A 24,089-nucleotide genomic window follows, 5' to 3' on the forward strand; every position below is an offset into this window, starting at 1 on the left:
GCAATGAGTTATCAGGTATTAGCACGTAAATGGCGCCCGGGTAAGTTTAGTGAACTCGTAGGGCAGGAACATGTTGTTTCAGCTATTTCGAATGCGTTAGATAACGACCGCTTGCACCACGCGTACCTATTTACAGGTACGCGAGGGGTAGGTAAAACCACCATTGCTCGTATATTTTCCAAAAGTTTAAACTGCGAAGAGGGGCAGGGGTCTAACCCTTGTGGTCAATGTAATACCTGTAAAGAAATTGAGCAGGGTAATTATGTTGATTTGCTTGAAATTGATGCGGCATCACGCACGAAGGTAGAAGATACCCGAGAGTTGCTTGATAACGTTCAATACAAGCCTACCCGCGGCCGGTATAAAGTGTACCTTATTGATGAAGTACACATGCTTTCTAAGCACAGCTTTAACGCGTTACTAAAAACGCTAGAAGAGCCACCGCCTCACGTTAAGTTTCTACTGGCTACCACCGATCCACAAAAGCTCCCTATTACTATTTTATCCCGATGCTTACAGTTTAATCTAAAAGCATTGTCGCGAGAGCAAATAGTAGGGCAGCTCAATCATATTCTAGAGCAAGAAACCTTACCCTTCGAGCCGCAGGCGCTAGCGCTGTTAGCCCGCGCTGCACAGGGGAGTATGCGTGATGCCTTAAGCTTAACCGACCAAGCCATTGCACAAGGTGGTAATGCGGTTAACGCATCAGTGGTCACCGACATGCTTGGTTTAATGGATAAAAACCAGCTTGTGAAGTTATTGCATGCGGTGGTAAGTAAAACGCCAGCCGATGTTATGCAACTGGTTCAGGATATGTCGGAACAAGCACCTGATTACGATCATGTGCTTGCAGAGCTAGGCAGCACGCTACATCAAATAGCGCTAACCCAATGGGTGCCTGAAGCCTGCAAATTAGAAACAACTTCGGCCAAAGCTATTTACCAACTTGCTAAATCAATTTCTGCTGAACAAGTGCAATTGTTATATCAAATTGCGCTGCAAGGAAGAAAGGACTTACCTTTCTCATCAGACGGCAGGAGCGCATTAGAAATGACCTTAATGCGTATGATGACATTTGCACCTAGTACGCCGTTAGCCGATGCGCCTTCAGAAATAGCTGGTGGTACGGTTGATAGCTCGTTGCCTATTGCATCGGCGGAAAAAAAAACACTAATTTCTGAGCCAGAAGCGCAAAGTACGACTTCTGCCGCTAGCTCTTTTAATCCTGAAAGTGCTGAAGGCGCGAAAAGCCAATCACATGAAGAAAGTACAGAAGCTGGGTCAGCGTCAGCCGGTGAAGAGGTTTCCAACAACAAACAAGATGCTGAAAGTGCTAATGTTCTAGATGCAGCAACTGCTATTGATGAAACCGCCCACGCGCAAACTGATGTGAATTTCTCTTCTTCTGATGTAGCAGATTCAACCGCTTCGCAGATTACTCCCTCTGAACAAGAAACTTCAGTTTATGAAAAAGAGGTGCATAACGAAGTCGCTTCTCAATCGGGAGCGTCTTTTGAACAGGCAGAGCAGTCCCAGCAGGTAGCGCATTCTAAAGATGGCCAGCCTTCAGGTGCCTCTCAGCCTACAGCAAATAATCAACCTTCAGTAGATGATCTGCCTTCAGTAGATGATCGGCCTTCAAGTAATGAGCCACCTTCAAAAGAAGATGGTCAGCAAACCCAAAGCTTGTCACCAGTGCATACATCTTCAGACTCGGCACCGTTTAATGATATGCCGCCTGCTGATGCTTACATGGACGATATGCCACCGCCTTACGATGACGATAGTGAGTCGTCATTTATGCCGCCTGATTTTGCCGATGCTCAGCTTTCAAATGCACCGCTATCAGATGAAAGTGCTGATTCTCAAACTACGCCCAAGTCAACGCCCACGCCAGAGGCACAGCTGACATCGACGGCTGATATGCTCGCGCTACGGCAGCGATTAAAGCAAAAGCGTGATGAAAGCGCAGAACAAGCTGCGAAAAAGCCTGAAGCGACGAACGAAACTACTAGTTTTGTAGATAGAATGAGTAAGGCTTCAAGCCAAGGCTCACTTGCCCCTTCTAGTGAAGGCCAAGGTGATGAGCAATTTAAAGGCGAGCCTGACGAAGCTGCTGCTTCCGTCGAGACTTCATATAACAACGCTGCACCGGCTATTGCATCGGCAACTGAGCCTTCGAGTTCTGCTACTTCAAATTCAAACGTAGATTCAGACACAAATTTAAGCGCTGGCGCTAACACTACCTCTAACGTTAGCACTCAAAATCATAGCGATATGCCCCCGTGGGATACCGGTGTGCAACATAATGATGAGCCGTTTGCAGCCAACGCTAATGAGCACGATACTCGTATTGATTCACCAATGCCTGACGCGCCGCAGTATGGCGGCAATAGTGAGCCTGCTTATAACGAAACACAGCAAACCGAATCAGCAGGTAACGAAGCATCGCATACCGAATCTGTAGATCATGAACCAGGGCCAAACGAAGCCCATAATGAATTTAGTGCTGAGCCATTAAATCAATTTACTAGTGAGTATCAAGGTAAGCTAGCCGCTTATCTAGATGATGGTAGTAAGCTTGTTCATGCGAGCCAAATTGATAAGTGGAGCAATGATGTAGAGCAAATGCCTATTGCAGGTTTACTTAAACAATTGGTGCTTCATGCTTCTTTTTTGCGAAATGATCAGGGTATAACGCTTGAAATTGATAACAGTCAGGCGCATCTACTAAAAGACAGTGCAAAACAACAGTTGCTTGATGTATTGCATCATAGTTTTGGCGAAGGGGAGAACATTAACATCACCCTTGGTTCGCCAAATCAAACGCCTTATGCGTTGCAACAAGACATTATTGCTATGCGCCAAGCGCATGCACAATCGGTGGTACATACCGACGAAACGATACAAGCGTTGTTATCAGCGTTCGACGCATCAATAGTGACCGACTCGGTTAAAGCGCGATAGCAACATTAACTAACACTAAGACACAGTGAGAAAAGAATATGTTTAAAGGTGGAATGGGCAACATGATGAAGCAGGCTCAGCAAATGCAGGATCGTATGCAGAAAGTGCAAGACGATTTGGCTAAGCTGGAAGTCACAGGTGAAGCCGGTGCAGGCATGGTTAAGGTAACCATGACATGTAACCACAATGTTCGCCGCGTAGACATTGACGACTCGTTAATGGAAGACGATAAAGACATGATTGAAGACTTGGTCGCTGCCGCGTTTAACGATGCCGTTCGCCGCGTTCAAGAAACCAGTAAAGAAAAAATGGGTGATGTTACTGGTGGAATGTCTCTTCCTCCAGGTTTCAAAATGCCGTTTTAGGCAACTATCATCCTATAAACTAGAACCGCATAAAGAGCTCCATGTTCCTAAAGCGCTAGCTTGACTGAATATGAATCGAAAAAAAAAGCTCAAGAAATTAACTCTTGAGCTTTTTTGTATCAGTCTGTTTTATATTTTGCAGCAATTTATATTCAGACCTGCATTGTGCACTACTTGGTGGGCACCAATAGCAAATTAACAAGTGTTTGCTGATCGGGGAAGCCCGTTACAGCGATACCTTTTGCTTGTTGATATTGGGTAATAGCCTTCACATAAGATGTATTAAACTCGCTTTCAGCCATATCAACATTATAACCGCTCGCTTTTAACGCCTCGGTGGTCATATCAAGCACGCTTTGATAAATGTAAATTTTGCTGTCGTTAATCGTCATTTCAATAATATCTGAACGCGTCGCCAAGCGAGTTGGCAAAAACGCTTGCAGCATAATATTAGTGGCATCTAGAAATTTTTGGTCAGGGTTATCGGTGCAATGCTTATTTAGCATTAACAACATAAGCTCAGTTGTTTGCCATGGCGTAATATCGAATGTTTTTTGCTGCAGTGCATTAAACGCCGTTATATAACCTTCAAGCCAACCGCCATACAAAAACGTTTCAGCACCTTGTTCAGCATAAGTACTTGTAAAGGCTTCACAACTGCGCTTTGCCGCGCCCTTTGTATTAAATGCGCCTTCACTGTCTGCCGCTAGGGCGGAAAAAGACATAAACATAACGCTAAGGCTTAGTACAAACTTCATCATGTCATTTACTTTCGGGGTGCAATAGGCACCCCTCTCCATTACTTTGCGATTAGTGGTAATTAGTGGCGTTTAAGTTTTGCGTTAGCGAAAATTTTCGCTAACGCGTACTTACGTCTGTTATCGCTTGTGCTTGCGTGCTAGCGAAATACCAACAAGAGAAAGCAAGAATATAGCAATTGATGACGGCGCTGGCACGCTAGTGGTAGAGGTTGTAATAGCAGCTTGCGACACTGTATATGAACCCGTCTCTTCAAACGACACACCGGTAACAAACGCGGTTGGATCAGTAGGATCTAACATTAAATCTTCATTGATACCTGTTAACGTGAATGTGGTAACAGGGAAGGGAAAATCGAAGGTTTGACCTGCCATAAGTGCTTCTGTTGATTCCACTCCTAACGAGTCAGTAATGGTAATTAAATATCCGTCGGCATCGTTTACACTAAGTAAAGTCGGTGCTGTAACACTGGCAAATTGTCCACCGTTACCAGCAGTGTACGTATAACCTGTCGATACATCTGGATCGAACCAAATTGTTTCGCCAGCTTCAACTTCAGGTAGTGTAAATACGAACTCGCTCTCTTCACCTACTTCAACGTCTTCATCAGGCATTAACGGTGTAAATTCCGACTCACCATTTTCTACATCGAAATTACCGAAGCTGCTTAAGTATACTGTTGTGTCTAACGCATCGTCCGATGCATCAGCGAGTAACATAGTGAACGTATTTCCAATACTACCTGGTTCTACCGGAATATCGAATTGCAAAAGCGGAATGCCATTAGGTGCTAATAAACCGTTCAATTCTGTGCCTTCAATTGCTTCGAAATCAGGATGGTCTATTGAGATAGGGGCAAACACACCGTCTACGGCAAGCTCTGCTACAGGTGCAAAGGCTACATTCGCACCGTTAAGCAATAGCGCAAAACCGTCGGTATAATCACTATCAACATAGCCTGGAAATTCCTCAGAACCAAACGCAGCAATAAATGACACAGTATCCACATCATCAGATACATCAAAAGTAATATCTAATTGAACCGCATCGAAATGTTCAGTTTGCCCCGTAATTGGAGATAAAATGGTATTTTGTGCCGCTGATGCTGGGTTTTGAGGCACATACTCGTTGGCTACACCATCTACTGGACCAGACTGCTCATTTCCAACTTCATTCGCTTCATCTTGCTCAAAATAATCAACAGGATTGTTAGAGAACTGCGCCTCTAGCTCATTGCCGTTGTCAGTAGGTGGAAGGGGACTTTCTACTAATCCAAAGCCATTATCGATAAATTCATTCGGTCCATCGACATAATCGATAACTTGGCCTGTGCTAAACACTATACCGCCTGCACTGGGCAGCCCGTAGGTTCCTGAGTTATTAATGTAAACGCCAGCTTGACCAAATTGACCCGATAGCGATTGGTCGGTAATGGTTAAACCTGAATTGTTAATAAACAATGCGTCGGTTAAAAATTCGGCAGAGTCACTGCTTTCTATAACAATAGCATTGGCATATTGAGCAGAAAATAAAACGCTGAGTGTGAAGGTGCTAATTTTTATAATTTTTTTTGAGATAGGCATTTACTACATCCCTGATGTTCTACAAATTTTATTTTTGATTTTGATCTATTTACAAGATTCGAAAGTGCCTGAGCAAGAAATTAGCCAGTTTTTAATTTATTGAATTTACTAGTTATTATTAATTTTAAGACGCTGGGTGTAAAAATTTCTGACGATATTGGAATGGATAGGGTGGGTGTTTATTTCTATCACTTAAATTGATATAAACCTATAAACGTACAAAAATGTGTTTTAAGTAAGTTAAATACCATAATTTTAGTGGCTTATGTTTTTCTAAATATATTTTTATACAATGCAGGTATTGTTTTTACGTAACTTAACATCAGCTTTTTATTAAACGCAGCTTATACCTATTATTTTGGAATAGTCTGCTTTAACGGATTGGTCAGTAGGTTCAGCATAAAACGCTTTAGTTATGGTAGACCATCAGTAATAATACATCCCATCTTAACGTTCAGAAATATCATCATTTTCATGCTGAAAAAAAGTATTATCCTGTCGGTGACGGTAGTCGCTGTCGTAGCCATTACCCTCTTTGGCATTTCTACTCACAGGCTATATAGCAAAAAACAGTTATCCGTAGATCCTAAGTTAAACGAAATCTCTGGCATCGAGTATGACAAAAAAGGCTTTCTTTGGGCTATTAACGATAGCGGTGATGATCCTAAGTTATATCGTTTAGACGACAACGGTGACATTACCAAAGAAGTCATGGTAGCCAATGCTAAAAACATTGATTGGGAAGACATTACTCAAAATGACTTCGGGCACTTTTTCTTAGGCGATTTTGGTAATAATGATAACGACAGAAAATGGCTGACTATTTACAAAATAGAAAATCCAATCGATATTAAAACCGAGTCGACGAACGCCGAAATCATAAAGTTTACGTATCCTGAAATGGACGGGAAAACACCGGTTAAGCCTAATGATCGTAACTTCGATTTGGAAGCCTTTGTTGCGCTAGGGCGCCACCTTTATTTATTCACCAAAAATAGAACTGAGCCCTTTGATGGTATTACTAACGTATATAAAGTGGGTGATCATGCGGCTAACTTTGATGCCGAGCTAATCGACTCTTTCAAAACCTGTACTACGATGGAAAAACTGTGCTGGATAACCTCGGCGGCACTAAGCCCTGACAGAACTAAGCTAGCGCTATTGGATTCCACCAGTATTTGGTTATTCGAAAACTTCAAAGGGGATAGGTTCTTCTCTGGCGATGTTTACCGCATCGATTTAGGCTTAATTACGCAAAAAGAGGCGGTTACTTTTAAAGACGACAATACCATTATATTTACTGACGAGAAGTTTAAAGGTATTTTCGGCGGCAACGCGTATGTAATTAAACTCGATGAAGTACATAAAAAGTTGATTCGAAAGGCGAAAAAGCCAAAAGAAAAAATAATTGAGTCAAACTAACCTGTGGCAAACCTTTATTAAGGTGTGCAACAAGAACCTTTACTGAGTAGCATGCGTAGTTGTTTTGTAATCCGATTTAAAATGATAAGTAGTTTGTATGAAGTTTAGCCCGTTACTGAATGAATTAATTCAAGCGTTAACTTGCCTACCAGGGGTAGGGAATAAGAGCGCCCAGCGTATGGCGTTTCACCTTCTGGAGCGCAACCGTAAGGGCGCGATAGATTTAAGTAATGTGTTGCACAACGCCATGGAGCATATCCATCACTGCAAGCGCTGTAGAACATTTACGGAAGATGAGCTATGCGAAATTTGTCGTCACCCCGAGCGTGAGGCCAGTGGCTTATTATGTATTGTTGAAAGCCCGCAAGATGTGTTGGCCATCGAGCAAACCCTTAGTTATAAAGGGCAGTACTTTGTATTGATGGGGCATTTGTCACCTATCGATGGGGTAGGGCCTGAAGAAATTGGCCTAAATGAATTGGAAACCCGGTTTAGTGCAGGTGGCATTGACGAAGTGATCCTTGCCACCAACCCCACCGTGGAAGGTGAAGCCACTGCGCATTATATAGCCCAGCTTTGTGCGGCCCATAACGTTGAAGCGTCTCGTATTGCCCATGGTGTGCCTGTGGGCGGCGAGCTTGAATATATAGACGGTAACACCCTTACTCACGCCTTTTCTGGTCGCCGCAAACTCTAAATTGCGGCGCTTCCCCAATAATATTTTTTCTCTTTGCTGTTGAAAACTGCTAGTTCGGCCTTACCTGTTTGAAAGTAACGTGATCCATTCAACGAGGAGATATTGGATTATGGCTGAAGCAGCCCATAAAGAAACCCACGGTTTTCAGACGGAAGTAAAACAACTTCTACATCTGATGATTCATTCTTTGTATTCAAATAAAGAAATCTTCCTACGTGAGCTTGTGTCTAACGCTGCCGATGCAGCAGACAAGCTACGTTTCCGCGCACTAGAAAACGACAGCCTTTATGAAAATGATGGCGACCTAAACGTAAAAATTAGTGTTGATAAAGAAGCGGGCACGGTAACTATTGCTGATAACGGCATTGGTATGAACCGCGACGAAGTGATAGCCAACTTAGGTACTATCGCAAAGTCGGGTACAAAAGATTTCTTCAGTAAACTTTCTGGCGACAACGCAAAAGACTCACAACTGATTGGTCAGTTCGGTGTTGGCTTTTACTCAGCATTTATCGTTGCTGACAAAGTAACGGTACGCACCCGTGCCGCTGGTGCAGATGCATCACAAGGCGTTGAGTGGATTTCTGAAGGCGAGGGTGAATTTACCTTAGCAGAAATCAACAAACCAACTCGCGGTACTGAAATTGTATTGCACCTTCGTGAAGACGAAAAAGAATTCGCTGATGATTGGCGTTTACGTTCAATTGTAAGCAAATACTCAGACCACATTAGTATTCCGGTTAAAATGTGGAAAGAAGAAGTGCCTGAAAGCGAAGGCCCTGATGGCGAGAAGACGCCAGCACAGCCAGGCGAGTGGGAACTAGTCAACAAAGCTACAGCTTTGTGGACGCGTGAAAAGTCAGATATTTCTGATGAAGAATATAAAGAATTCTATAAGCACATTTCTCACGACTTTGCCGACCCATTTGCATGGGCACATAACAAAGTTGAAGGTAAGACTGAATATACAAGTTTGTTGTACATTCCATCTAAAGCCCCGTTTGATATGTGGAACCGCGACCAAGCGCACGGTTTAAAACTGTATGTTCAGCGCGTTTTCATCATGGATGACGCCGAGCAGTTTATGCCTAATTACTTGCGCTTCGTTAAAGGTCTTCTAGACAGCAACGACTTGCCACTTAATGTGTCTCGTGAAATTCTACAAGACAACAAGGTAACCCAAGCATTGCGTCAAGGTTGTACTAAACGCGTACTTCAAATGCTGGAGAAAATGGCCAAGAACGATGCCGAGAAGTACCAGTCATTCTGGAACGAGTTTGGTAACGTGCTGAAAGAAGGTCCTTCTGAAGATCATAACAACCGCGAAAAAATCGCTGGTTTACTTCGCTTCTCATCAACCAATAGTAACTCTGACGCACAAACCGTGTCGTTAGCAGATTACATTGAACGCATGAAAGAAGGCCAAGACAAGATTTACTACGTAACGGCAGACAGCCTACAAGCGGCTAAATCGAGCCCGCACTTAGAAATCTTCCGTAAGAAAGGCATTGAAGTATTACTAATGGGTGAGCGCATTGACGAGTGGTTAATGTCGCACTTAAGCGATTTCAACGAAAAGCCGTTTGAATCTATAGCGAAAGCAAACTTAGATTTAGGCGACCTTGAAGATGAAGATACTAAGAAAGCCCAAGAAGAAGCAGAGAAAGAAGTAGAAGGTATTGTTGAGCGTGCTAAAGCCGCCCTTGGCGATAAAGTCGTAGACGTTAAGTTTACACACCGTCTAACTGATTCTCCTGCGTGCATTGTTGCTGATGACAACGGCATGACCACACAAATGATGAAGTTGATGCAAGCTGCAGGTCAGCCTGTGCCTGATGTTAAGTATCTATTCGAACTTAACCCAGAGCATGCTTTGGTTAAAACCCTAGCAGAAACGCAAGACGAAGATTTGTTTAAGCAATGGGTTGGTGTATTGTTTGACCAAGCTGCATTGTCTGAACAGGGTAGCTTAAAAGACCCTTCAGCGTTTGTGCAAAACTTAAACACTTTACTAATGAAGTTAGCAAAATAAGCTTCAATATTAAAAGTTAATTAATATAAAACGGGCGTAATGCCCGTTTTTTGTTTCTAGGGTCTTTAAATCTATTTTGCACGTTAATCTATGTTATATTTTACCCGTTTAGCTAACTTCATTCGGTACGTTTGAACGTAAGCAGTGAGTTAAGACCAAAGTCGGATTTTATAACGGGCCATAAGTAGTATATATATTCATCATAAGTGTTTAGTTTCCCTCTACAGTGGGGCTTATACTTGTCACTGTGGTGCTGAATGTGTAAAGTGCCCCAAGTAAAAAAGTTCAAAATCATAAGCGGAGAACGCACTCATGCGAATTATTCTTCTCGGCGCTCCTGGCGCGGGTAAGGGCACACAAGCTCAGTTTTTAATGGGCAAATATGGGATCCCCCAAATTTCTACCGGTGACATGCTTCGTGCTGCTATAAAAGCAGGTACGGAAATGGGCCTAGCGGCCAAGCGTGTAATGGATGAAGGTAAGCTGGTATCTGATGAAATCATTATTGGGCTAGTTAAAGAGCGTATTGCACAAGACGATTGTAAAGATGGTTTCTTGTTAGATGGTTTCCCTCGTACAATTCCTCAAGCTGATGCAATGAAAGAAGCGGGTGTTTCTGTCGATCATTGTATTGAGTTTGACGTACCAGATGATGTGATTGTTGAGCGTATGGGCGGCCGTCGCGTACACCCTGCTTCAGGTCGCGTATACCATGTTGTATACAACCCACCTAAAGAGGAAGGGAAAGACAACGATACTGGTGAAGACCTTATTATCCGTGATGATGATAAAGAAGAGACAGTGCGTAAACGCCTTGCAATTTACCATGAGCAAACTAAGCCACTAGTTAATTACTATAGCGCTGAAGCTGATGCGGGCAACTGCGAATACCACAAATTAGACGGCACACGCCCAGTTGACGAAGTAAGCGCAGAGCTTGCAGAACTTCTAGGTTAATAAAGCTTGTTGATTTGTAAAGGCCGCAGTAGCGGCCTTTTTTGTTACTTGTATGTTATAAGCGAATAGCGTTTAATAATTGCAGAATAACTAATATAAACGTGGAGCTAACTCATGGTATTACCTATAACGGCGTTTTATGCCAGTCTGTTGGGGATTTGCTACTTATACTTATCATTTCTAGTGGTAGGCGTTCGTAGAAAAAATCAAATTAGCTTGGGTGATGGTGGCAACGAAGACCTAAAAAGGCTCAGTCGCGCTCATGGCAACTTTAGTGAATATGTCCCTATTACCTTAATTATGATTGCGTGTTTTGAAGCGAATACGGGGCAAGGTTGGGCGGTACATCTACTAGCATCTTCACTGTTATTCGGGCGTATTTTCCATGCTTACGGATTAAGACATCATAGTGGGGCAAGTTGGCAACGTATCGCAGGTATGTTACTGACCTTTTTAGCCATGTTAGTAGCAGCTATTGCTAACTTAATGCTAATTCACTTTGGATTGTGATTGCCTGACATTCAGGCAATCACAGTTAGCGCTAGCGTTTAGAACCTAAACGTTGCTTTGGTATATACGAAGCGGCCGCGTGGATTGTGGATACTACCCACGTACCCGTAAAGGTCGCTATCGCCATTCCCTATAGCAAAAGGGGGTTCTTCATCTAATACGTTGTTTACGCCAAGTACAAGTCGAATAGTGTCGGTCACGTTATAGCCACCTTGAATATCCACTAGCATTTGTGAGTCGACCATACGAGATGTGTTTTCTTCAAAATCTAACACGCCGTCGAAGTCGATATCGGGTGTATCTTCAAACTCACCCACAAAACTAATATTCAAATTAGCGTCAAACGCCCCTTTGCTCCACGTAGTGCCAAACAACCAGCGATGCTCAGGATAACCATATTCGCCCGTGTAATCTAAGCCGTCTTTTTCAAATTCGGTAAGGTAAGACCAATCAAGATTGAATTTAACGTCGCCATAGTCGTTAAGCGAAATCATGTAGTTTGCACTTAAATCGATACCTGCAGCTTCTTGTGAAGACACGTTTTGATAAGTATTAAATATCTTTTGGATAACCCCTAAGCTAGCGCCGCCTTGTGGATCTAAGCGTACGCAAATTTCGCTGTCTTGATTATTACACTCAGTGTCGTATACCAATCCAAATTGCTGCTCATCAATCTTGTTGTCTTGGGTGATACTCCAAATATCAACACTTAAGCCAAGCGCTTGCGTTGGGGCCCAAATTGCGCCCACATTCCACGATTCAGACTCTTCCGCTTCCAAATCTGGGTTACCTGCAAATTCAATATTGTAATCTAGCGATTCACAATCTAAACCTGTTGCTTCACAGCGGTATCTATCCACAAAGAATACACTCTTTTGTGAAGGACCCAAACCTACTTGTGCCAATGACGGCGCTCTAAATCCTTGTGCCCACGAGGCACGAAGGGTGACTTCATCGCTAGGCGCCCAACGCAAAGCAACTTTCGGGTTAGTGGTGTTACCAAAGTCACTGTAGTCGTCGTAACGACCCGCCAGTTGAAGCTCTAGTTGATCAGAGATAGGAATTGATAATTCCAGATAGGCGGCATATTGATCGCGCTCTGCGTTAGCAGAAACCGATTCGGTACCAAAAATAAGGCCTTGTTGAAATTGAATATCTGGAATGTCTGATACTTGTTCTTCGCGGTACTCTATACCCGCTGCCATCATGACCATTTCATCACCTAACGCAAATGCTTCGCCAGTAATGTGAGCATCAAAGCTTGTCATGCGAGATTCACCTCGGCGAACCAAGCTTGTGGTGATGGCATCAATTACCTCAGGTGAATTAGTTACACCACCAAAAGGATTGTAGTTACCTAGGTCAATCTGTTCCTGTAGCCAATCTACGCGAACCCAACCTTGCGATTGGTCACCGCTTTGCTCCGATCGACTTCTGCCTTTTTGTACAGACGCTTCCCAGTCGTAGTCAGAAATTTGGCCTCGTAAGCCTGCCACAAACCGAAGGGTATCTGTTTCTATATCCCAACGTCTTGCGCCAGCATCAACGGGGCGGTATCGGCCAATATCAATATCTTGTCCAAACGGGTTATCAGGATGGGTGCCAGGTACGGTTAAGCCAGCATCTTCATCAAGTGGCGTGGCTGCACCGCCAGCCTCAGAGGTATTGTGCTGTACGGCAACTTCCATAAACGCAGTAACATCAGATGAAATTTTGTAATCGAATTGGCCAATAAAGCCTACGCGCTCCGATTCAGGAATAGTGAGTCCGTATGGACCATAGTCAAACAAACAACTTCCTGATGCTGTTGCGCTATCAGCTGGGCAGTCGGGATCGATGGTTTTAACACCATCAACATAGAAGTAACCGGGATACCCGCGAGAAGAACGAAAATCCATTCCGCCATAAGGCGATTGATTCGCCGTGCCAAACCGCCCCATTTCATCCGCGCCCAACCGGCTGTTGCTAAAGTAATCGAGAATGACTGTAGCGCTGCTTTTTTCACTTTGGCTGCCCCACAGCATATTCGCTGTAGTTTCACCGTAGCTTGGCCCTGTGGTACCGCCATAGCCTACGTTTACTTCTAAACCATCATAGTCTTTCTTTAAAATAACATTCACTACACCGGCTACGGCATCTGAACCGTAAATAGCTGACGCGCCATCTTTTAAGATATCTATACGCTCAATGGCCGATACCGGAATAGCGTTAATATCGACAAATGAGTTAGTAATACTTTCTGCAAATGCACTGATGGCAACACGTCGGCCATTAATGAGAACTAAGGTGGCATCTGGGCCCATACCTCTAAGGGACACAGAGGCCGCACCATTTGCGGTGGAGTCTTGGCTATTGTTACGGGTAGAGAAAGTTCCTGCGCCGGTAGCCGGCATACGTTCTAGCAATTGTTGGAGGTTTTCATAACCCATGCCTTTTATCATGGTGGCATCTATCGATTGAATAGGTGAGGGGCCTTCAATGTCGGTTCGTTTGATACGAGAGCCTGTTACCGCAATTCGTTCTACTCCCTCAGCTTTTTCTTCTACTTCTTGAGCTTGTGAGGTGGAGATAGACGAGAGTCCAGCCAGTGCGAGTGTGAGCGCACTAAGTTTAACGCCATGTTTCATTGTGATTTCCTTATGGTTCCATTTTACTTGTTGTTTATTATTTCAGTAACGCGGATGGTTACTAATCAATCAATAGCATTAACGTGGGTAAAGTAGCAAGTTGCCAAGCTATTGTTTTTGATAAGAGTTAGTTACAAATTGTGTACAAATGAAAAATGGGGATAGGCTGGAAGTGCTGAGACCTGTTGCTAACGTATAATTAATGCCGCGTAGGGGAAAGGGGCAAGGCATATCCTATTAGGAATATGCCTTTCATATTGATATTACTGAAGGGCAAGTAAAGAACGCTCCCCCCTTGGTAAATAGTAATTTTCTTTATCTAACGAAAAAGCCACGCGGGTTGCCTGACCTTGAATTTCTTCTACGGGAATAAAACCGTAGTATCGTGAATCCACACTGTTATTTCGGTTATCGCCCATTACCAATACATGCTTTTCTGGTACAACAACGTCATTAAATGACGAGCGCGCTCCTTTAACCGGTAATAGCTGAATAGTGCGCTGACTATCACCCATATTTTCTTGGAATACATAGTTTTCGCGCCTGTGTATTACAGCGTGATCGCCATTCACGGTTAGGTTGTTGTGACTTAAGCTAACCGTGTCACCCGCAATGGCGACAACACGTTTAACTAACCGCGTATCGGCGGCACTGCTTTGAATAACCACAATATCACCGCGGGCGATGTCGCCAGTTTGGGCAAGCACCACATTAGTAAACGGCAGTTCAAAGGTGTAAGCACTTTTATCTACCACAATGCGATCACCGACTTGAATGGTGGGTTCCATGGAACCGGTCGGTACATGATAGTAATCCGCCACGCTACTTCTAAATGAAAACATCAGTACAACAAATAGAATGAACGGTAAGTTTCTTTTAATAAACGAGCCAGCTTGTTGCTTCATTTTTATTCCTAACAATAGGTGGTTAGTATGGTGCAGTTATAACCGCTTCTAAAAGTTCTATAAGTGTAGAAAACGTGAACTGAAAACAGTTCATAGTGAAAGTGTTTCAAGATGTGTGGAGTTTGTAAGGTCGCCTATTAGACAACATGTGGCGTAGGCAATTCACGTACATAACGTGAGTATGCAAACAAACCATGTTAATAGGATCTGGTTATTGGGCATACCTAATCATCCTAGTTCTCATATAACCAGATCTTTATATTGTTCTAGTGCCAGACGCAAATTTTAAAGAGGCATTTTATGTTGCCTCTTTCGCACTATTTAAATGATGACAGCTTCTTTTTAACGTTATTTCGTAACTCATTATCGATATATTCATTAAACGCTTTATTGCCCGTTACGATTGGGTTTGATTGATTAAACTCACGATTTTTCAATGTATTCATTTTTTCTATTAAGTTATTTGAAAATGGGTGGTTTGAAATACTTGCATCAACTCCCTTCTTATTCGCTATTTTTTGGAAGTAGTTTAAAGAATGCAAATAATTTTGATTTTCTTCTTTCGTATCGGGTAATCCTGTACCGCCCCACAGTGCGACCAAGTGAGGTTCGCCGTTATCTGTAACCGGTATTAATAAAGATAATCCCCCTGGGGTGTGCCCTGGTGTGGCAAGTACCGTTATATTTGCGTTACCTAACCCGATGGTCTCACCATCGGTTACTTGGCTGTATGTGTCTGGTAATGGTATTTCTGTAGAAAAATTACCGAAAGGGTCTGTCAGAACAGGGGCATTTGGATCGTGGATATAGCTCCATTCATCTTTACCCATTAAAATTGTAGCGCCATATTTTGCTTCAAAATAATGAGCACCACCATAGTGGTCGCTGTGACCATGAGTCACTATCACGGATTTGATATCTTCAGGGTCTAAGCCTAATTTTTTAAGACCTGGAACAATGACATGTTCGGCGTCGTGAGGAGTCCACATAGTATCAATTAAGATAATACCTTCTGGCGTGGTGACAACAAAGCTACCTACACTGACGTAACCTACAAAATAAAGATTATCAAACAGCTGAGTTGGTTCGAGAATGCTTGTATCAAACAAATCGCCAGAGGTAAGTGATGTCGGTAGTTTATCTAATCGCGTTTCAATTTCCTTGTCACTCAACCCCTTAACATTGCCTTCGTTTGATGCTGTGCAACCGGCCAATAAATAAATTAATACTGTGATAGAGGAAAAGCCTCTCAGCATTTTCTTCATATATTTCTCCTCAATAAATTAGTCCTATCGAAACTTTATACGACAAATTTCACTGTTGGCTTACATTCAATAATTAAAAGCGGCCTGTGAACTTATAATTGTTAATGATGGATTTTCCAGCACAACATAAGCTTGGGGAACTATTTCTTTAAACAATAGTGAATTGCATTTTTGAACGTACGCCATAACGACAGTCATCGTCATGCATGAAAAATAATGTGTGGAACGTCATTTACGTTATTTAATTTCAAGCTCCATCACAACACCATCCTCGTCGTCTTCCTCGGTTACGACAAAGCCGAACTGTGAATAGAACTTTCGCATCGCATGGTGTCCTGGCATATAGAGAATTGTTATTTTTTTACATTCAGGAATGGCGCTCATTTCCTTTATAACTTGTTCGGTCGCGACTCTTCCAATGCCTTGCCCCTGATGTTTGACGTCAACCATGAATTGCGCAATATAAAACTCGTCAGGTAGGTTTTCTTCTAACTCCTGATAATATTGGATAAAACCTACGGCCTCATCACCTCGATAAATGGCTCTATTCACGTAATGGGGATAGAAATTTGATTCGGCGATAGATTCCGAATTTAACGCTACATAGTTTTCTTGTTCTTCAGTAATTTCTAAATGAATGATATCCAGCCAATTGTCTTTAGTGACTTCCCGTAAACTAATGTCCATATAAACCTCAGTAATTTCGAAAAGAGATAACAACGTTTAGGCGTAATAATAAAGAACAACACGGCGAGGGGAGAAAAATAGATGATGAGAAGCAAGCTGTTCATTTTTCTATGCAAGGGTATTGCTGTTTTAGGTCATGGCAACCATGGCTTTATTTCTCGTGTATTTACTCAAGTTTCACACCGAACGTTGATTGTCTTATACTTCGAGCTTGATTATAAAAAAGCTTAAGGTTTTCTTAATATTGCTAATGTACCCTTAAATTTATTAGCTAATTATAGGAATGATATGCGCATACTGTTAGTAGAAGACGATAGGCCATTGTCCAGTGCGCTTAAGGTTTCATTGAGTAAAGCAAACTACGTCGTAGACTGTGTCTACGACGGTGCTAGCGCATTGAACACATTTAAGATGTCGCAAAGCGACATTGTCATTCTCGACCTAGGTCTACCAGATCAAGATGGATTGAACGTGCTTAAGCGTATTCGCAAAACCAACCCAGTACTGCCAGTCTTAATTCTTACAGCAAGAGACAAAACTACCGACAAAATCTCTGGGCTAGATGCGGGTGCAGATGATTACCTCCCAAAACCCTTTGAAATTGATGAGTTACTAGCACGCCTGCGGGTGTTGGAGCGTAGGCTAGGTACTGCATCCCAAAGTGTGATCACTGTAAAGAACGTCAGTCTTGATACCGCGCACCATACACTGACTATTGAGGGAGATAAGGTGCATCTTCCTCGAAGAGAGCTTATGCTTTTGAAGGCGCTAATTGAAAACGCTGGGCGTATACTGAGTAAGCATCAGCTTGAGAGTAAGCTCTATGAGTGGGGGGAGGAAGTAGCAAGTAACACGATAGAAGTCCACATCAGTCATTTGAGAAAAAAGGTGCCAGAAAACTTTATTCGAACAATTAGAGGCGTGGGGTATTGCATATCCAACTCTGGAGAATAACGTGACGTCGATTCGTCGCTTTCTTATTTTAACCCTTACCAGTGCCCTAGTACTTATTGTCTTCAGTGCGGCGCTGCACGGGTATCGTGCCACAATCGATATATCAACTACGTTACTTGATAATGAGCTAACAGCGTTGAGTCGCGCTATTGCTTCTTTTAATGGAGAGGCATCAAATAAAGACCACACTTTGTTATTTCAAATTTGGCAAGACGATAAGCTGATAAAAAGCTCAAGCGAAGTGTTAAAAGCGCCACTTTCTGACTTTAAAGAGGGGTTCTCAGAAAAAAATGTTTTAGGAACACGATGGCGTGTGAATACCTCTTATGTAAAAGGTGAAAGCTCTTGGTACATGGTGGCTCAACCATTGAGTCATCGCTTTACCTTAACAGATGCATTAACCGTTGCTTCCATAACACCTTTTATTATTAGTGTTCCCCTCCTTGCTGTAATTTTGTTCTTGGGAATAACGTGGGGACTTGCTCCTCTAAAACAGCTTTCCCAAAAGCTGGCTAAGCGAACAGGTAATGATCTTTCTACCATTTCACTTGATAGAGAACCCAGTGAGCTTGAACCTGTTGTTTCTACGCTCAACTCCATGTTTTCTCGTCTTAGTGCCGCGTTTGATAGAGAGCAGCAGTTTGCATCTAACGCAGCACATGAATTGCGTACACCGCTAAGTGTGATGAAAATCAATATCCATAATATCGCTGAGGATTTAGGTGATAGCGGTAAATTACTTGAAATACTTCAACGGGATACCGATAGGATGATTCACGCGGTGAATCAATTTTTATTACTAACACGCACCAGCCCAGAGACTTTTGTAGAGCAAAAGGAGGCAGTAAATCTGCACTATGTAGCCCAAGAAGTTATTAGTGACCTGTACGGGAAAATTGAAGCTAAACAGCAAGAAATATCCTTGGAAGGTGATGAGGTTTGGCTAAACAGTGTCCATTTTATGTTGTACACCTTGTTGCAGAACCTGATCACCAACGCGAGTAATTATTCTCAAGAGGGAGCACAAATTGTTGTTCGAATTGAAAAGCTAGCATCGAAAGTGATTTTAAGTGTTGCGGACTCAGGCCCTGGAATCCCCGCAAATGAAAGACCCAGTGTGCTAAAGCGATTTAACCGTGCAACACAAGCTAAGACCACGACGGGTAGTGGCCTTGGTTTGGCCATAGTGTCTCAAATTGCTGCTCTGCATGATGCTTATGTTGTGCTTGATGATGCTACATTGGGGGGCCTTGTTGTAAAGGTAGAGTTTAAAAATGAACTTCTACGTTAAAATTTCTCTGGCCCTTTTCTCATTTGCCTCTTTTCGAGTGTATGCGCTACCTGAAGTAGTGGTAGAAATTAAAGATCATCTTTTTTACCCTCAAAATGTAGTGGTTCCAGCAGGAAAAAAGGTACGTCTTACTTTTATCAATTTTGATGATACCCCTGAGGAAATAGACAGCTTTTCGCTTAACAGAGAAAAAGTGATTTTTGCCAACAGCAAAGGCATTATTTATATAGGGCCGCTGGCTCCAGGGGAGTACCCTTTTTTTGGAGAGTTCCACCCTAACAGTGCGGTAGGCAAAGTAGTTGTGCAATCGCAAAAGGAGGAGCCAGATGCTCATTAATACCGTGGTACTTTTCCTGAGAGATACATTGCCCATTTTTTTATTACTTAGTTTACTTATTGCGATACCTAGCGTGTCTCGCTTGTCACTAATGTGGCGAATAGTCTTATTGCTTGTAATCGCCGTAATTTCTTATTCATATTTAGGCGTTATCTCTGAATTGGCCGAAGGCGCTGGTTTTGAGTTACTAAAATCCTCGCTATTAGTAAGTGCGTGGATAGGCATCTGTGTACTTGTTATCTGTCCTTTTTCAAAACGTAGCGTAAACAGTATGGGTATTACGTTGCTTATGTTTGGGATAGGGCTACCTAACAGTCTGCACTTTATGGTGTACTTTGTATCAGAGTTCTCGCATAGCAGCGATAGTACGTTGCTTTTTCTTGGCACTACCATTGGGCTGGGTATCAGCATTAGCATCGCTATTTTGCTCAATATCGTACTAACTCATTTTGTAAGCCAAAAAGCGACGTTTCGTTTAACCACCATTTTTGTTGCCGCGCAAGTTGCAAACGTAGCGTTACTTCTGGAGCAAATAGATATATTTCCTACTCCCCAACAAGTTTGGGATAGTAGTCACATCATTAGCGACAAGAGCGAGTATGGGCATTTATTGAACGCATTAATTGGCTATGAAGCCACTCCTTCGATGAGTTACATATTGTTATTTCTATTTACCCTAGCTGTGCCCAACGCCATCGCTGCAATAAGGAAGCGCATACCTGCACTGTGGCAACAGGTGGAGGTTATACAATGACGCGTATAGTTATATTGCTATTTGTCCTTCTTACCACTTTTTCCGTAAGTGCTGACAACTTTACCGTAGACCGTGTCTACCAACCCTATGTATTACCTTTTGAACGGGAAGTTGAGTGGCGTCTAACCTCACGCCAAAATGATAACGGTAATGTCCTAATGCAACGCTTCTCGTTTGGGTACGCCCTTTCTGAGTTTGTGATCTTAGAAACTTACCTAGTGGGAGCTCGCGATGAAAATCAGGATTTTGGACTAGATTCTTATGAGCTTGAGCTTCGCTGGATGGTCACTGAACGTGGAAAGTATTGGGCTGATTGGGGAACCCTGTTTGAGTTAGAGAAACAACACAATACCGATGACTGGGCAGCAAAGGCGGGCATACTCACTGAGAAAGAGTTTGGCCAGTTTAGCCTGACCACCAACGTAAGTTTGGTATACGAATGGGGAGAAACTGTTACCAACGAATGGGAGGGGGAATTCAAAGCAAAGTATCGCTACCGGTGGATCCCTGAAGTTCAGCCGGGTATTGAACTATATGTAGCTGAGGACTATGTCGGCGTTGGACCAGCTTTTATGGGTATTAAACGCTTTGAAAGGCAAAAGCAATTAAAATGGGAGCTTGGCTTTATCGCGGGACTTAATGGAGACAGTAAGGATCATACTTTGAGAATGTCACTAGAATTCGAGTTTTAATTAACAAAAATGAATTACCTTAAGATTTTCTTAAGGTTTCTTTTTTACCGTATTGTGCATAGTTACTTTTAGACATCAACCTTATGCACCAGATTGAAGTTAGTGTGGTAATACCCGCAAAAAACGAAGCGAAAAACCTTCCTTTCTTATTAAAAGAAATTGCAAATTCATTAACGCCTGAACTCACCGAAATCATCGTAGTCGATGACGGTAGTGATGATGACACGTCGGCATTACTTGTTTCCTTGATGGACTCACTTTCCCCTGCTTGCAAGATAATCACGCACCCTAGTAGCTGTGGACAAAGTACATCTGTTTATCACGGTGTACTCTCGGCTCGTGGAAAGTGGGTGGTTACATTAGATGCTGATGGTCAAAACGATCCTGCGGATATCCCTAAATTAATAGCAACAGCTAAACAAGAAAGTGGCGTGCATTTTTGCATCATCGGTCATCGTCAAAAAAGGAAAGATACGAAATGGAAACGTATTCAATCCAAAGTGGCAAATCGAATACGACAGTGGATTTTAAAAGATGATACATCTGATTCTGGGTGCGGGTTAAAGCTGCTTCCACGAAGCACATTTTTACTGCTCCCTTATTTTGATCATATGCACCGGTATATACCTGCGCTTACTAAGCGTCTAGGTGGCAATATAGTTTGTGTGCCAGTGAATCACCGAGCGCGGCTTGAAGGTCAGTCAAATTACAATGCCTGGAATAGAGGTTTAGCCGGTGTTATAGATATGCTCGGCGTGAGATGGCTGATGTATCGCAATAGACTCGATACCATTAACAAGACAATGACGTATGAAAAGTAATGGCTTTCCTTTTAGAAGTACTCTCAGTTTCTTGGTGGGTACATTGATGATGGGGGGTGCTTGTTATCTATCACTTCAAGTAACCAGTGAAGTTTTCATACACAGCACCGATCCAAACTGGTTAACATCATATATAACGGAGCGTGAAACAGAAGAAGTACTCTTAGTATTGTTTGCTTTTGTTGTATTGATGACATTAGGTGTCCCCCGGCAAGCAGTTAGCTTTATTTGTGGTGTTGGCTTCGGCGCTTTTGAGGGGGGCTTAATAGCGCTATTCCTTACCTGCGTCTCTGCAAGTACAGCCTATCTATTAGTTCGCCGTTTTCTGAGAAAGCGCATAGCCAAACTTATTAAATCAGATGCTTACGCGAGCCGTTTTTCACAACTGCGTGAGAAACTCGTTCGAAACAGCTTTCGAACAGTACTCATGGTTCGATTGTTTCCAATAGGTTCCAATGTTGCAACCAATGCTATTGCAGGCGCGTTTCGAGTACCTTTTACCTCCTTTATTACGGCCAGCGCATTAGGTTTTATCCCGCAAACCTTACTTTTTTCAATGCTCGGAAGTGGCTCACGGTATATTAATGCTTTCGAGCAATCTGTCCATATAGCAGGTCTAGTGGTTAGCGTTATGCTAATACTTTCTATGATGCGCTTTACTCGTAAGGATAATGCGTAGTGACAAACATATTTCGTCACGAGCGTACCGCTTTCGTACTTTTCGTTGTTGCGGCTATCATTATTTTCAGTGGTATGGGCCTTCGCGATGCTTGGCCGCCCGACGAGCCTCGTTTTGCTTTAGTTGCCAAGGAGATGGTAACAAGCGGTCAATGGCTTATTCCAATGCGTGGGGGCGAAATTTATCCTGATAAGCCTCCTTTTTTTATGTGGAGTATCGCACTTTTCTACCTTTTGACTGGTAGTTTAAGCGTTGCCATGCTTCTACCAAATGCCATCGCAAGTCTCGTAACGCTGACAGTCACTTATCGATTATCACGAGCTCTTGCTGATGAGAATGCAGCGATACTGAGCATGGTACTACTATTAATAAGCCCACAATTTCTAATTCAAGCTAAGTTTGCTCAAATAGATGCGTTGGTTGCTTGTTTTGTTTGGGTTGGCGTTTATGGCTTTGTTCGCCATTTTTGTGTAGCAGAAAGTTGGCGTTGCTATTTTATCGCTTGGGTTGCAATGGGGTTGGGAATTATTACTAAAGGTGTGGGTTTCTTACCGCTTTTTCTCCTAGTCCCTCTTTCTTTTTTTGCCATTAAAAAGCAACTCCCCACCACAAGATGGAGAAAACGCGCATTACTCGGGCCGTTGATAATGCTGAGTGTAGTTTTGGCTTGGTTAGGACCTGTACTTTATCTAGGCGCATATAAGCAAGATCCAATAATTCAACAGTACTTATCTAATATTCTGTTGAAGCAAACTGCTCAGCGATACGCAAATGCTTGGCACCATATTGAGCCATGGTATTACTACGCCATCGAGGTTATTCCACTGTTTTGGTTTCCCCCTCTTATGGTGATGGTAGTCAAGAGAAAGCAAATTAAACGGGTTTTGATGAAGAGCCCAGCCTACTTTTCGCTAGCGATATGGGTGGTGTTAGTGGTAGCGTTTTTCAGTTTTAGCCCAGGGAAACGAGGTGTTTATATACTTCCTGCACTGCCTGCTGTTGCTATGATTGCAGGGCTTCTACTGTCTCGTGACGGTGTTTCAAAAACTATTAGTATTTTGGCGCGTTCAGTGACGCTTCTGATTTCGCTAGGGGCAATCGCAGCTGCCGCTGTACTTATATTTAACGAGCAAACAGTAAACGCATTAATGTTACGCTTTCACTGCACATTAAGCATGATAACCACATTAGGTGCTATTTTCTTCTTAGTCGGAATAATGGGTGTGAGCACGCAGTTTATAAATTTCACTAAACATCTTATTTTGTGGTTAGTGATAACAACTGTTGTTCCGTCGACAATTGGCGTATGGGTGCTCAATGATTTGCGCACGCCAACGCAGTTGCTAATGCGTGTTCAAACCCAAAGTAATATTATTTCACCCGACATCGATATTTTGGATGTAGGTATTGTCAGTTTTAAAGAGCAATACCTACTTTTTGCTCCGTTTTCCGTCACTCACTTTGGTTATCATACTGAAAAAGATAGAGAGAATGGCACTGCATGGGCATGGCTCAAAGCCCAGCCCATTCGCTATTTGTTAGCGCCTAAAGACTACCTATTTCAGTGTGTCAATTTAGACAAGGCAGTATCGTTGGGCTTTGCACATCGAGAAGAGTGGTTACTTATACCTTCAACAGCCGCTGATGTGGAATGTAAACTGCTTTCAGATGGCCCTATTTACCGTTCATAAAATGGGAACAACATTAGACTATTATTGTTCGATATGATGGTCGTAAACGTTAGTGTAGCGCGCTGCGTTACACCGCCACTGTATTTTAGCGTGA

21 protein-coding genes are annotated in these 24,089 nt (G+C 42.7%); 15 read left to right on the top strand and 6 right to left on the bottom strand.

The window, feature by feature from the left end:
• Positions 1 to 3 precede the first annotated feature (3 nt).
• Both dnaX and R1T43_RS07810 read left to right on the top strand, forming a co-directional pair.
• Positions 4 to 2,967: a DNA polymerase III subunit gamma/tau gene (gene dnaX / locus R1T43_RS07805; protein ID WP_317354643.1), complete on the top strand. Its 2,964-nt coding sequence runs from the start codon at positions 4 to 6 to the stop codon at positions 2,965 to 2,967.
• Between the two features lie 38 nt (positions 2,968 to 3,005).
• Positions 3,006 to 3,332, top strand: coding sequence for a YbaB/EbfC family nucleoid-associated protein (locus R1T43_RS07810; RefSeq protein ID WP_062087580.1), 327 nt, complete (start codon positions 3,006 to 3,008; stop codon positions 3,330 to 3,332).
• Positions 3,333 to 3,502: 170 nt separating this feature from the next.
• On the opposite strand, the gene R1T43_RS07815 is transcribed toward R1T43_RS07810, so the two are convergent.
• Together R1T43_RS07815 and R1T43_RS07820 are read right to left on the bottom strand one after the other, a co-directional pair.
• The gene (locus R1T43_RS07815; protein WP_317354648.1) at positions 3,503 to 4,093 is read right to left on the bottom strand and encodes a peptidoglycan-binding domain-containing protein; all 591 of its coding nucleotides are present in this window, start codon (positions 4,091 to 4,093) and stop codon (positions 3,503 to 3,505) included.
• 117 nt (positions 4,094 to 4,210) lie between these two features.
• Positions 4,211 to 5,674 carry a choice-of-anchor L family PEP-CTERM protein gene (locus R1T43_RS07820; RefSeq protein ID WP_317354650.1) on the bottom strand — a complete coding sequence of 488 codons (1,464 nt, stop codon included), beginning with the start codon at positions 5,672 to 5,674 and terminating at the stop codon, positions 4,211 to 4,213.
• Positions 5,675 to 6,148: 474 nt separating this feature from the next.
• On the opposite strand from R1T43_RS07820, the gene R1T43_RS07825 reads away from it, so the two are divergent.
• The 5 genes from R1T43_RS07825 (at position 6,149) to R1T43_RS07845 (ending at position 11,292) form a co-directional block, all read left to right on the top strand.
• Positions 6,149 to 7,096 carry a hypothetical protein gene (locus tag R1T43_RS07825; protein ID WP_211072067.1) on the top strand — a complete coding sequence of 316 codons (948 nt, stop codon included), beginning with the start codon at positions 6,149 to 6,151 and terminating at the stop codon, positions 7,094 to 7,096.
• Between the two features lie 97 nt (positions 7,097 to 7,193).
• Positions 7,194 to 7,793, top strand: coding sequence for a recombination mediator RecR (recR, locus tag R1T43_RS07830; protein WP_211072068.1), 600 nt, complete (start codon positions 7,194 to 7,196; stop codon positions 7,791 to 7,793).
• A gap of 109 nt (positions 7,794 to 7,902) precedes the next feature.
• On the top strand, positions 7,903 to 9,825 hold the full coding sequence (gene htpG / locus R1T43_RS07835; RefSeq protein ID WP_317354655.1) for a molecular chaperone HtpG: 1,923 nt from the start codon (positions 7,903 to 7,905) through the stop codon (positions 9,823 to 9,825).
• A gap of 312 nt (positions 9,826 to 10,137) precedes the next feature.
• Positions 10,138 to 10,782, top strand: a complete 645-nt coding sequence (gene adk, locus R1T43_RS07840) for an adenylate kinase (RefSeq protein WP_013783409.1) — start codon at positions 10,138 to 10,140, stop codon at positions 10,780 to 10,782.
• Positions 10,783 to 10,896: 114 nt separating this feature from the next.
• On the top strand, positions 10,897 to 11,292 hold the full coding sequence (locus R1T43_RS07845) for an MAPEG family protein (protein WP_211072070.1): 396 nt from the start codon (positions 10,897 to 10,899) through the stop codon (positions 11,290 to 11,292).
• Between the two features lie 38 nt (positions 11,293 to 11,330).
• Here the strand turns inward: R1T43_RS07845 and R1T43_RS07850 are convergent, their stop codons facing one another.
• From R1T43_RS07850 to R1T43_RS07865, 4 genes are all read right to left on the bottom strand, one after another.
• Positions 11,331 to 13,919 (bottom strand): TonB-dependent receptor, encoded by a 2,589-nt coding sequence (locus R1T43_RS07850; RefSeq protein WP_317354659.1) that lies wholly within the window; start codon positions 13,917 to 13,919, stop codon positions 11,331 to 11,333.
• Positions 13,920 to 14,182: 263 nt separating this feature from the next.
• Positions 14,183 to 14,824, bottom strand: coding sequence for a signal peptidase I (gene lepB, locus R1T43_RS07855; protein ID WP_317354662.1), 642 nt, complete (start codon positions 14,822 to 14,824; stop codon positions 14,183 to 14,185).
• A 317-nt stretch (positions 14,825 to 15,141) separates the two neighbouring features.
• Positions 15,142 to 16,089 carry an MBL fold metallo-hydrolase gene (locus R1T43_RS07860; protein WP_317354665.1) on the bottom strand — a complete coding sequence of 316 codons (948 nt, stop codon included), beginning with the start codon at positions 16,087 to 16,089 and terminating at the stop codon, positions 15,142 to 15,144.
• Positions 16,090 to 16,326: 237 nt separating this feature from the next.
• Positions 16,327 to 16,809 (bottom strand): GNAT family N-acetyltransferase, encoded by a 483-nt coding sequence (locus tag R1T43_RS07865; protein ID WP_317354668.1) that lies wholly within the window; start codon positions 16,807 to 16,809, stop codon positions 16,327 to 16,329.
• Positions 16,810 to 17,064: 255 nt separating this feature from the next.
• On the opposite strand from R1T43_RS07865, the gene R1T43_RS07870 reads away from it, so the two are divergent.
• From R1T43_RS07870 to R1T43_RS07905, 8 genes are all read left to right on the top strand, one after another.
• Entirely contained in the window at positions 17,065 to 17,730 is a 666-nt protein-coding gene (locus R1T43_RS07870; protein ID WP_317354670.1) for a response regulator transcription factor, read from the top strand.
• A gap of 1 nt (position 17,731) precedes the next feature.
• Complete coding sequence (locus R1T43_RS07875) at positions 17,732 to 19,021, top strand: ATP-binding protein (protein WP_317354673.1); 1,290 nt, start codon at positions 17,732 to 17,734, stop codon at positions 19,019 to 19,021.
• Positions 19,005 to 19,358 carry a cupredoxin domain-containing protein gene (locus R1T43_RS07880; protein WP_317354675.1) on the top strand — a complete coding sequence of 118 codons (354 nt, stop codon included), beginning with the start codon at positions 19,005 to 19,007 and terminating at the stop codon, positions 19,356 to 19,358. The genes R1T43_RS07875 and R1T43_RS07880 overlap by 17 nt, the downstream gene beginning before the upstream one ends.
• Positions 19,348 to 20,112: an FTR1 family iron permease gene (locus R1T43_RS07885; protein WP_317354677.1), complete on the top strand. Its 765-nt coding sequence runs from the start codon at positions 19,348 to 19,350 to the stop codon at positions 20,110 to 20,112. Before R1T43_RS07880 ends, R1T43_RS07885 begins: the two co-directional genes overlap by 11 nt.
• Entirely contained in the window at positions 20,109 to 20,804 is a 696-nt protein-coding gene (locus R1T43_RS07890; protein WP_211072078.1) for a hypothetical protein, read from the top strand. The genes R1T43_RS07885 and R1T43_RS07890 overlap by 4 nt, the downstream gene beginning before the upstream one ends.
• Before the next feature lie 83 nt (positions 20,805 to 20,887).
• Positions 20,888 to 21,625, top strand: a complete 738-nt coding sequence (locus R1T43_RS07895) for a glycosyltransferase family 2 protein (RefSeq protein ID WP_317354680.1) — start codon at positions 20,888 to 20,890, stop codon at positions 21,623 to 21,625.
• On the top strand, positions 21,615 to 22,304 hold the full coding sequence (locus R1T43_RS07900) for a VTT domain-containing protein (protein WP_317354683.1): 690 nt from the start codon (positions 21,615 to 21,617) through the stop codon (positions 22,302 to 22,304). The genes R1T43_RS07895 and R1T43_RS07900 overlap by 11 nt, the downstream gene beginning before the upstream one ends.
• Positions 22,304 to 23,995 carry a glycosyltransferase family 39 protein gene (locus R1T43_RS07905; protein ID WP_317354685.1) on the top strand — a complete coding sequence of 564 codons (1,692 nt, stop codon included), beginning with the start codon at positions 22,304 to 22,306 and terminating at the stop codon, positions 23,993 to 23,995. The genes R1T43_RS07900 and R1T43_RS07905 overlap by 1 nt, the downstream gene beginning before the upstream one ends.
• The last annotated feature ends 94 nt before the right edge of the window (positions 23,996 to 24,089 follow it).

The sequence above is a fragment of the Alteromonas sp. CI.11.F.A3 genome (assembly GCF_032925565.1).
Lineage (GTDB): Bacteria > Pseudomonadota > Gammaproteobacteria > Enterobacterales > Alteromonadaceae > Alteromonas.

Bases quoted from the DNA above. Each gene is read 5' to 3' on its own strand.
- lepB (WP_317354662.1), bottom strand. From the start codon at position 14,824: ATGAAGCAACAAGCTGGCTCGTTTATTAAAAGAAACTTACCGTTCATT.
- R1T43_RS07860 (WP_317354665.1), bottom strand. From the start codon at position 16,089: ATGAAGAAAATGCTGAGAGGCTTTTCCTCTATCACAGTATTAATTTAT.
- R1T43_RS07900 (WP_317354683.1), top strand. From the start codon at position 21,615: ATGAAAAGTAATGGCTTTCCTTTTAGAAGTACTCTCAGTTTCTTGGTG.
- R1T43_RS07825 (WP_211072067.1), top strand. From the start codon at position 6,149: ATGCTGAAAAAAAGTATTATCCTGTCGGTGACGGTAGTCGCTGTCGTA.
- adk (WP_013783409.1), top strand. From the start codon at position 10,138: ATGCGAATTATTCTTCTCGGCGCTCCTGGCGCGGGTAAGGGCACACAA.
- R1T43_RS07870 (WP_317354670.1), top strand. From the start codon at position 17,065: ATGCGCATACTGTTAGTAGAAGACGATAGGCCATTGTCCAGTGCGCTT.
- R1T43_RS07845 (WP_211072070.1), top strand. From the start codon at position 10,897: ATGGTATTACCTATAACGGCGTTTTATGCCAGTCTGTTGGGGATTTGC.
- R1T43_RS07890 (WP_211072078.1), top strand. From the start codon at position 20,109: ATGACGCGTATAGTTATATTGCTATTTGTCCTTCTTACCACTTTTTCC.
- R1T43_RS07895 (WP_317354680.1), top strand. From the start codon at position 20,888: ATGCACCAGATTGAAGTTAGTGTGGTAATACCCGCAAAAAACGAAGCG.
- recR (WP_211072068.1), top strand. From the start codon at position 7,194: ATGAAGTTTAGCCCGTTACTGAATGAATTAATTCAAGCGTTAACTTGC.
- dnaX (WP_317354643.1), top strand. From the start codon at position 4: ATGAGTTATCAGGTATTAGCACGTAAATGGCGCCCGGGTAAGTTTAGT.
- R1T43_RS07885 (WP_317354677.1), top strand. From the start codon at position 19,348: ATGCTCATTAATACCGTGGTACTTTTCCTGAGAGATACATTGCCCATT.
- R1T43_RS07850 (WP_317354659.1), bottom strand. From the start codon at position 13,919: ATGAAACATGGCGTTAAACTTAGTGCGCTCACACTCGCACTGGCTGGA.
- R1T43_RS07880 (WP_317354675.1), top strand. From the start codon at position 19,005: ATGAACTTCTACGTTAAAATTTCTCTGGCCCTTTTCTCATTTGCCTCT.
- R1T43_RS07820 (WP_317354650.1), bottom strand. From the start codon at position 5,674: ATGCCTATCTCAAAAAAAATTATAAAAATTAGCACCTTCACACTCAGC.
- R1T43_RS07810 (WP_062087580.1), top strand. From the start codon at position 3,006: ATGTTTAAAGGTGGAATGGGCAACATGATGAAGCAGGCTCAGCAAATG.
- htpG (WP_317354655.1), top strand. From the start codon at position 7,903: ATGGCTGAAGCAGCCCATAAAGAAACCCACGGTTTTCAGACGGAAGTA.
- R1T43_RS07815 (WP_317354648.1), bottom strand. From the start codon at position 4,093: ATGATGAAGTTTGTACTAAGCCTTAGCGTTATGTTTATGTCTTTTTCC.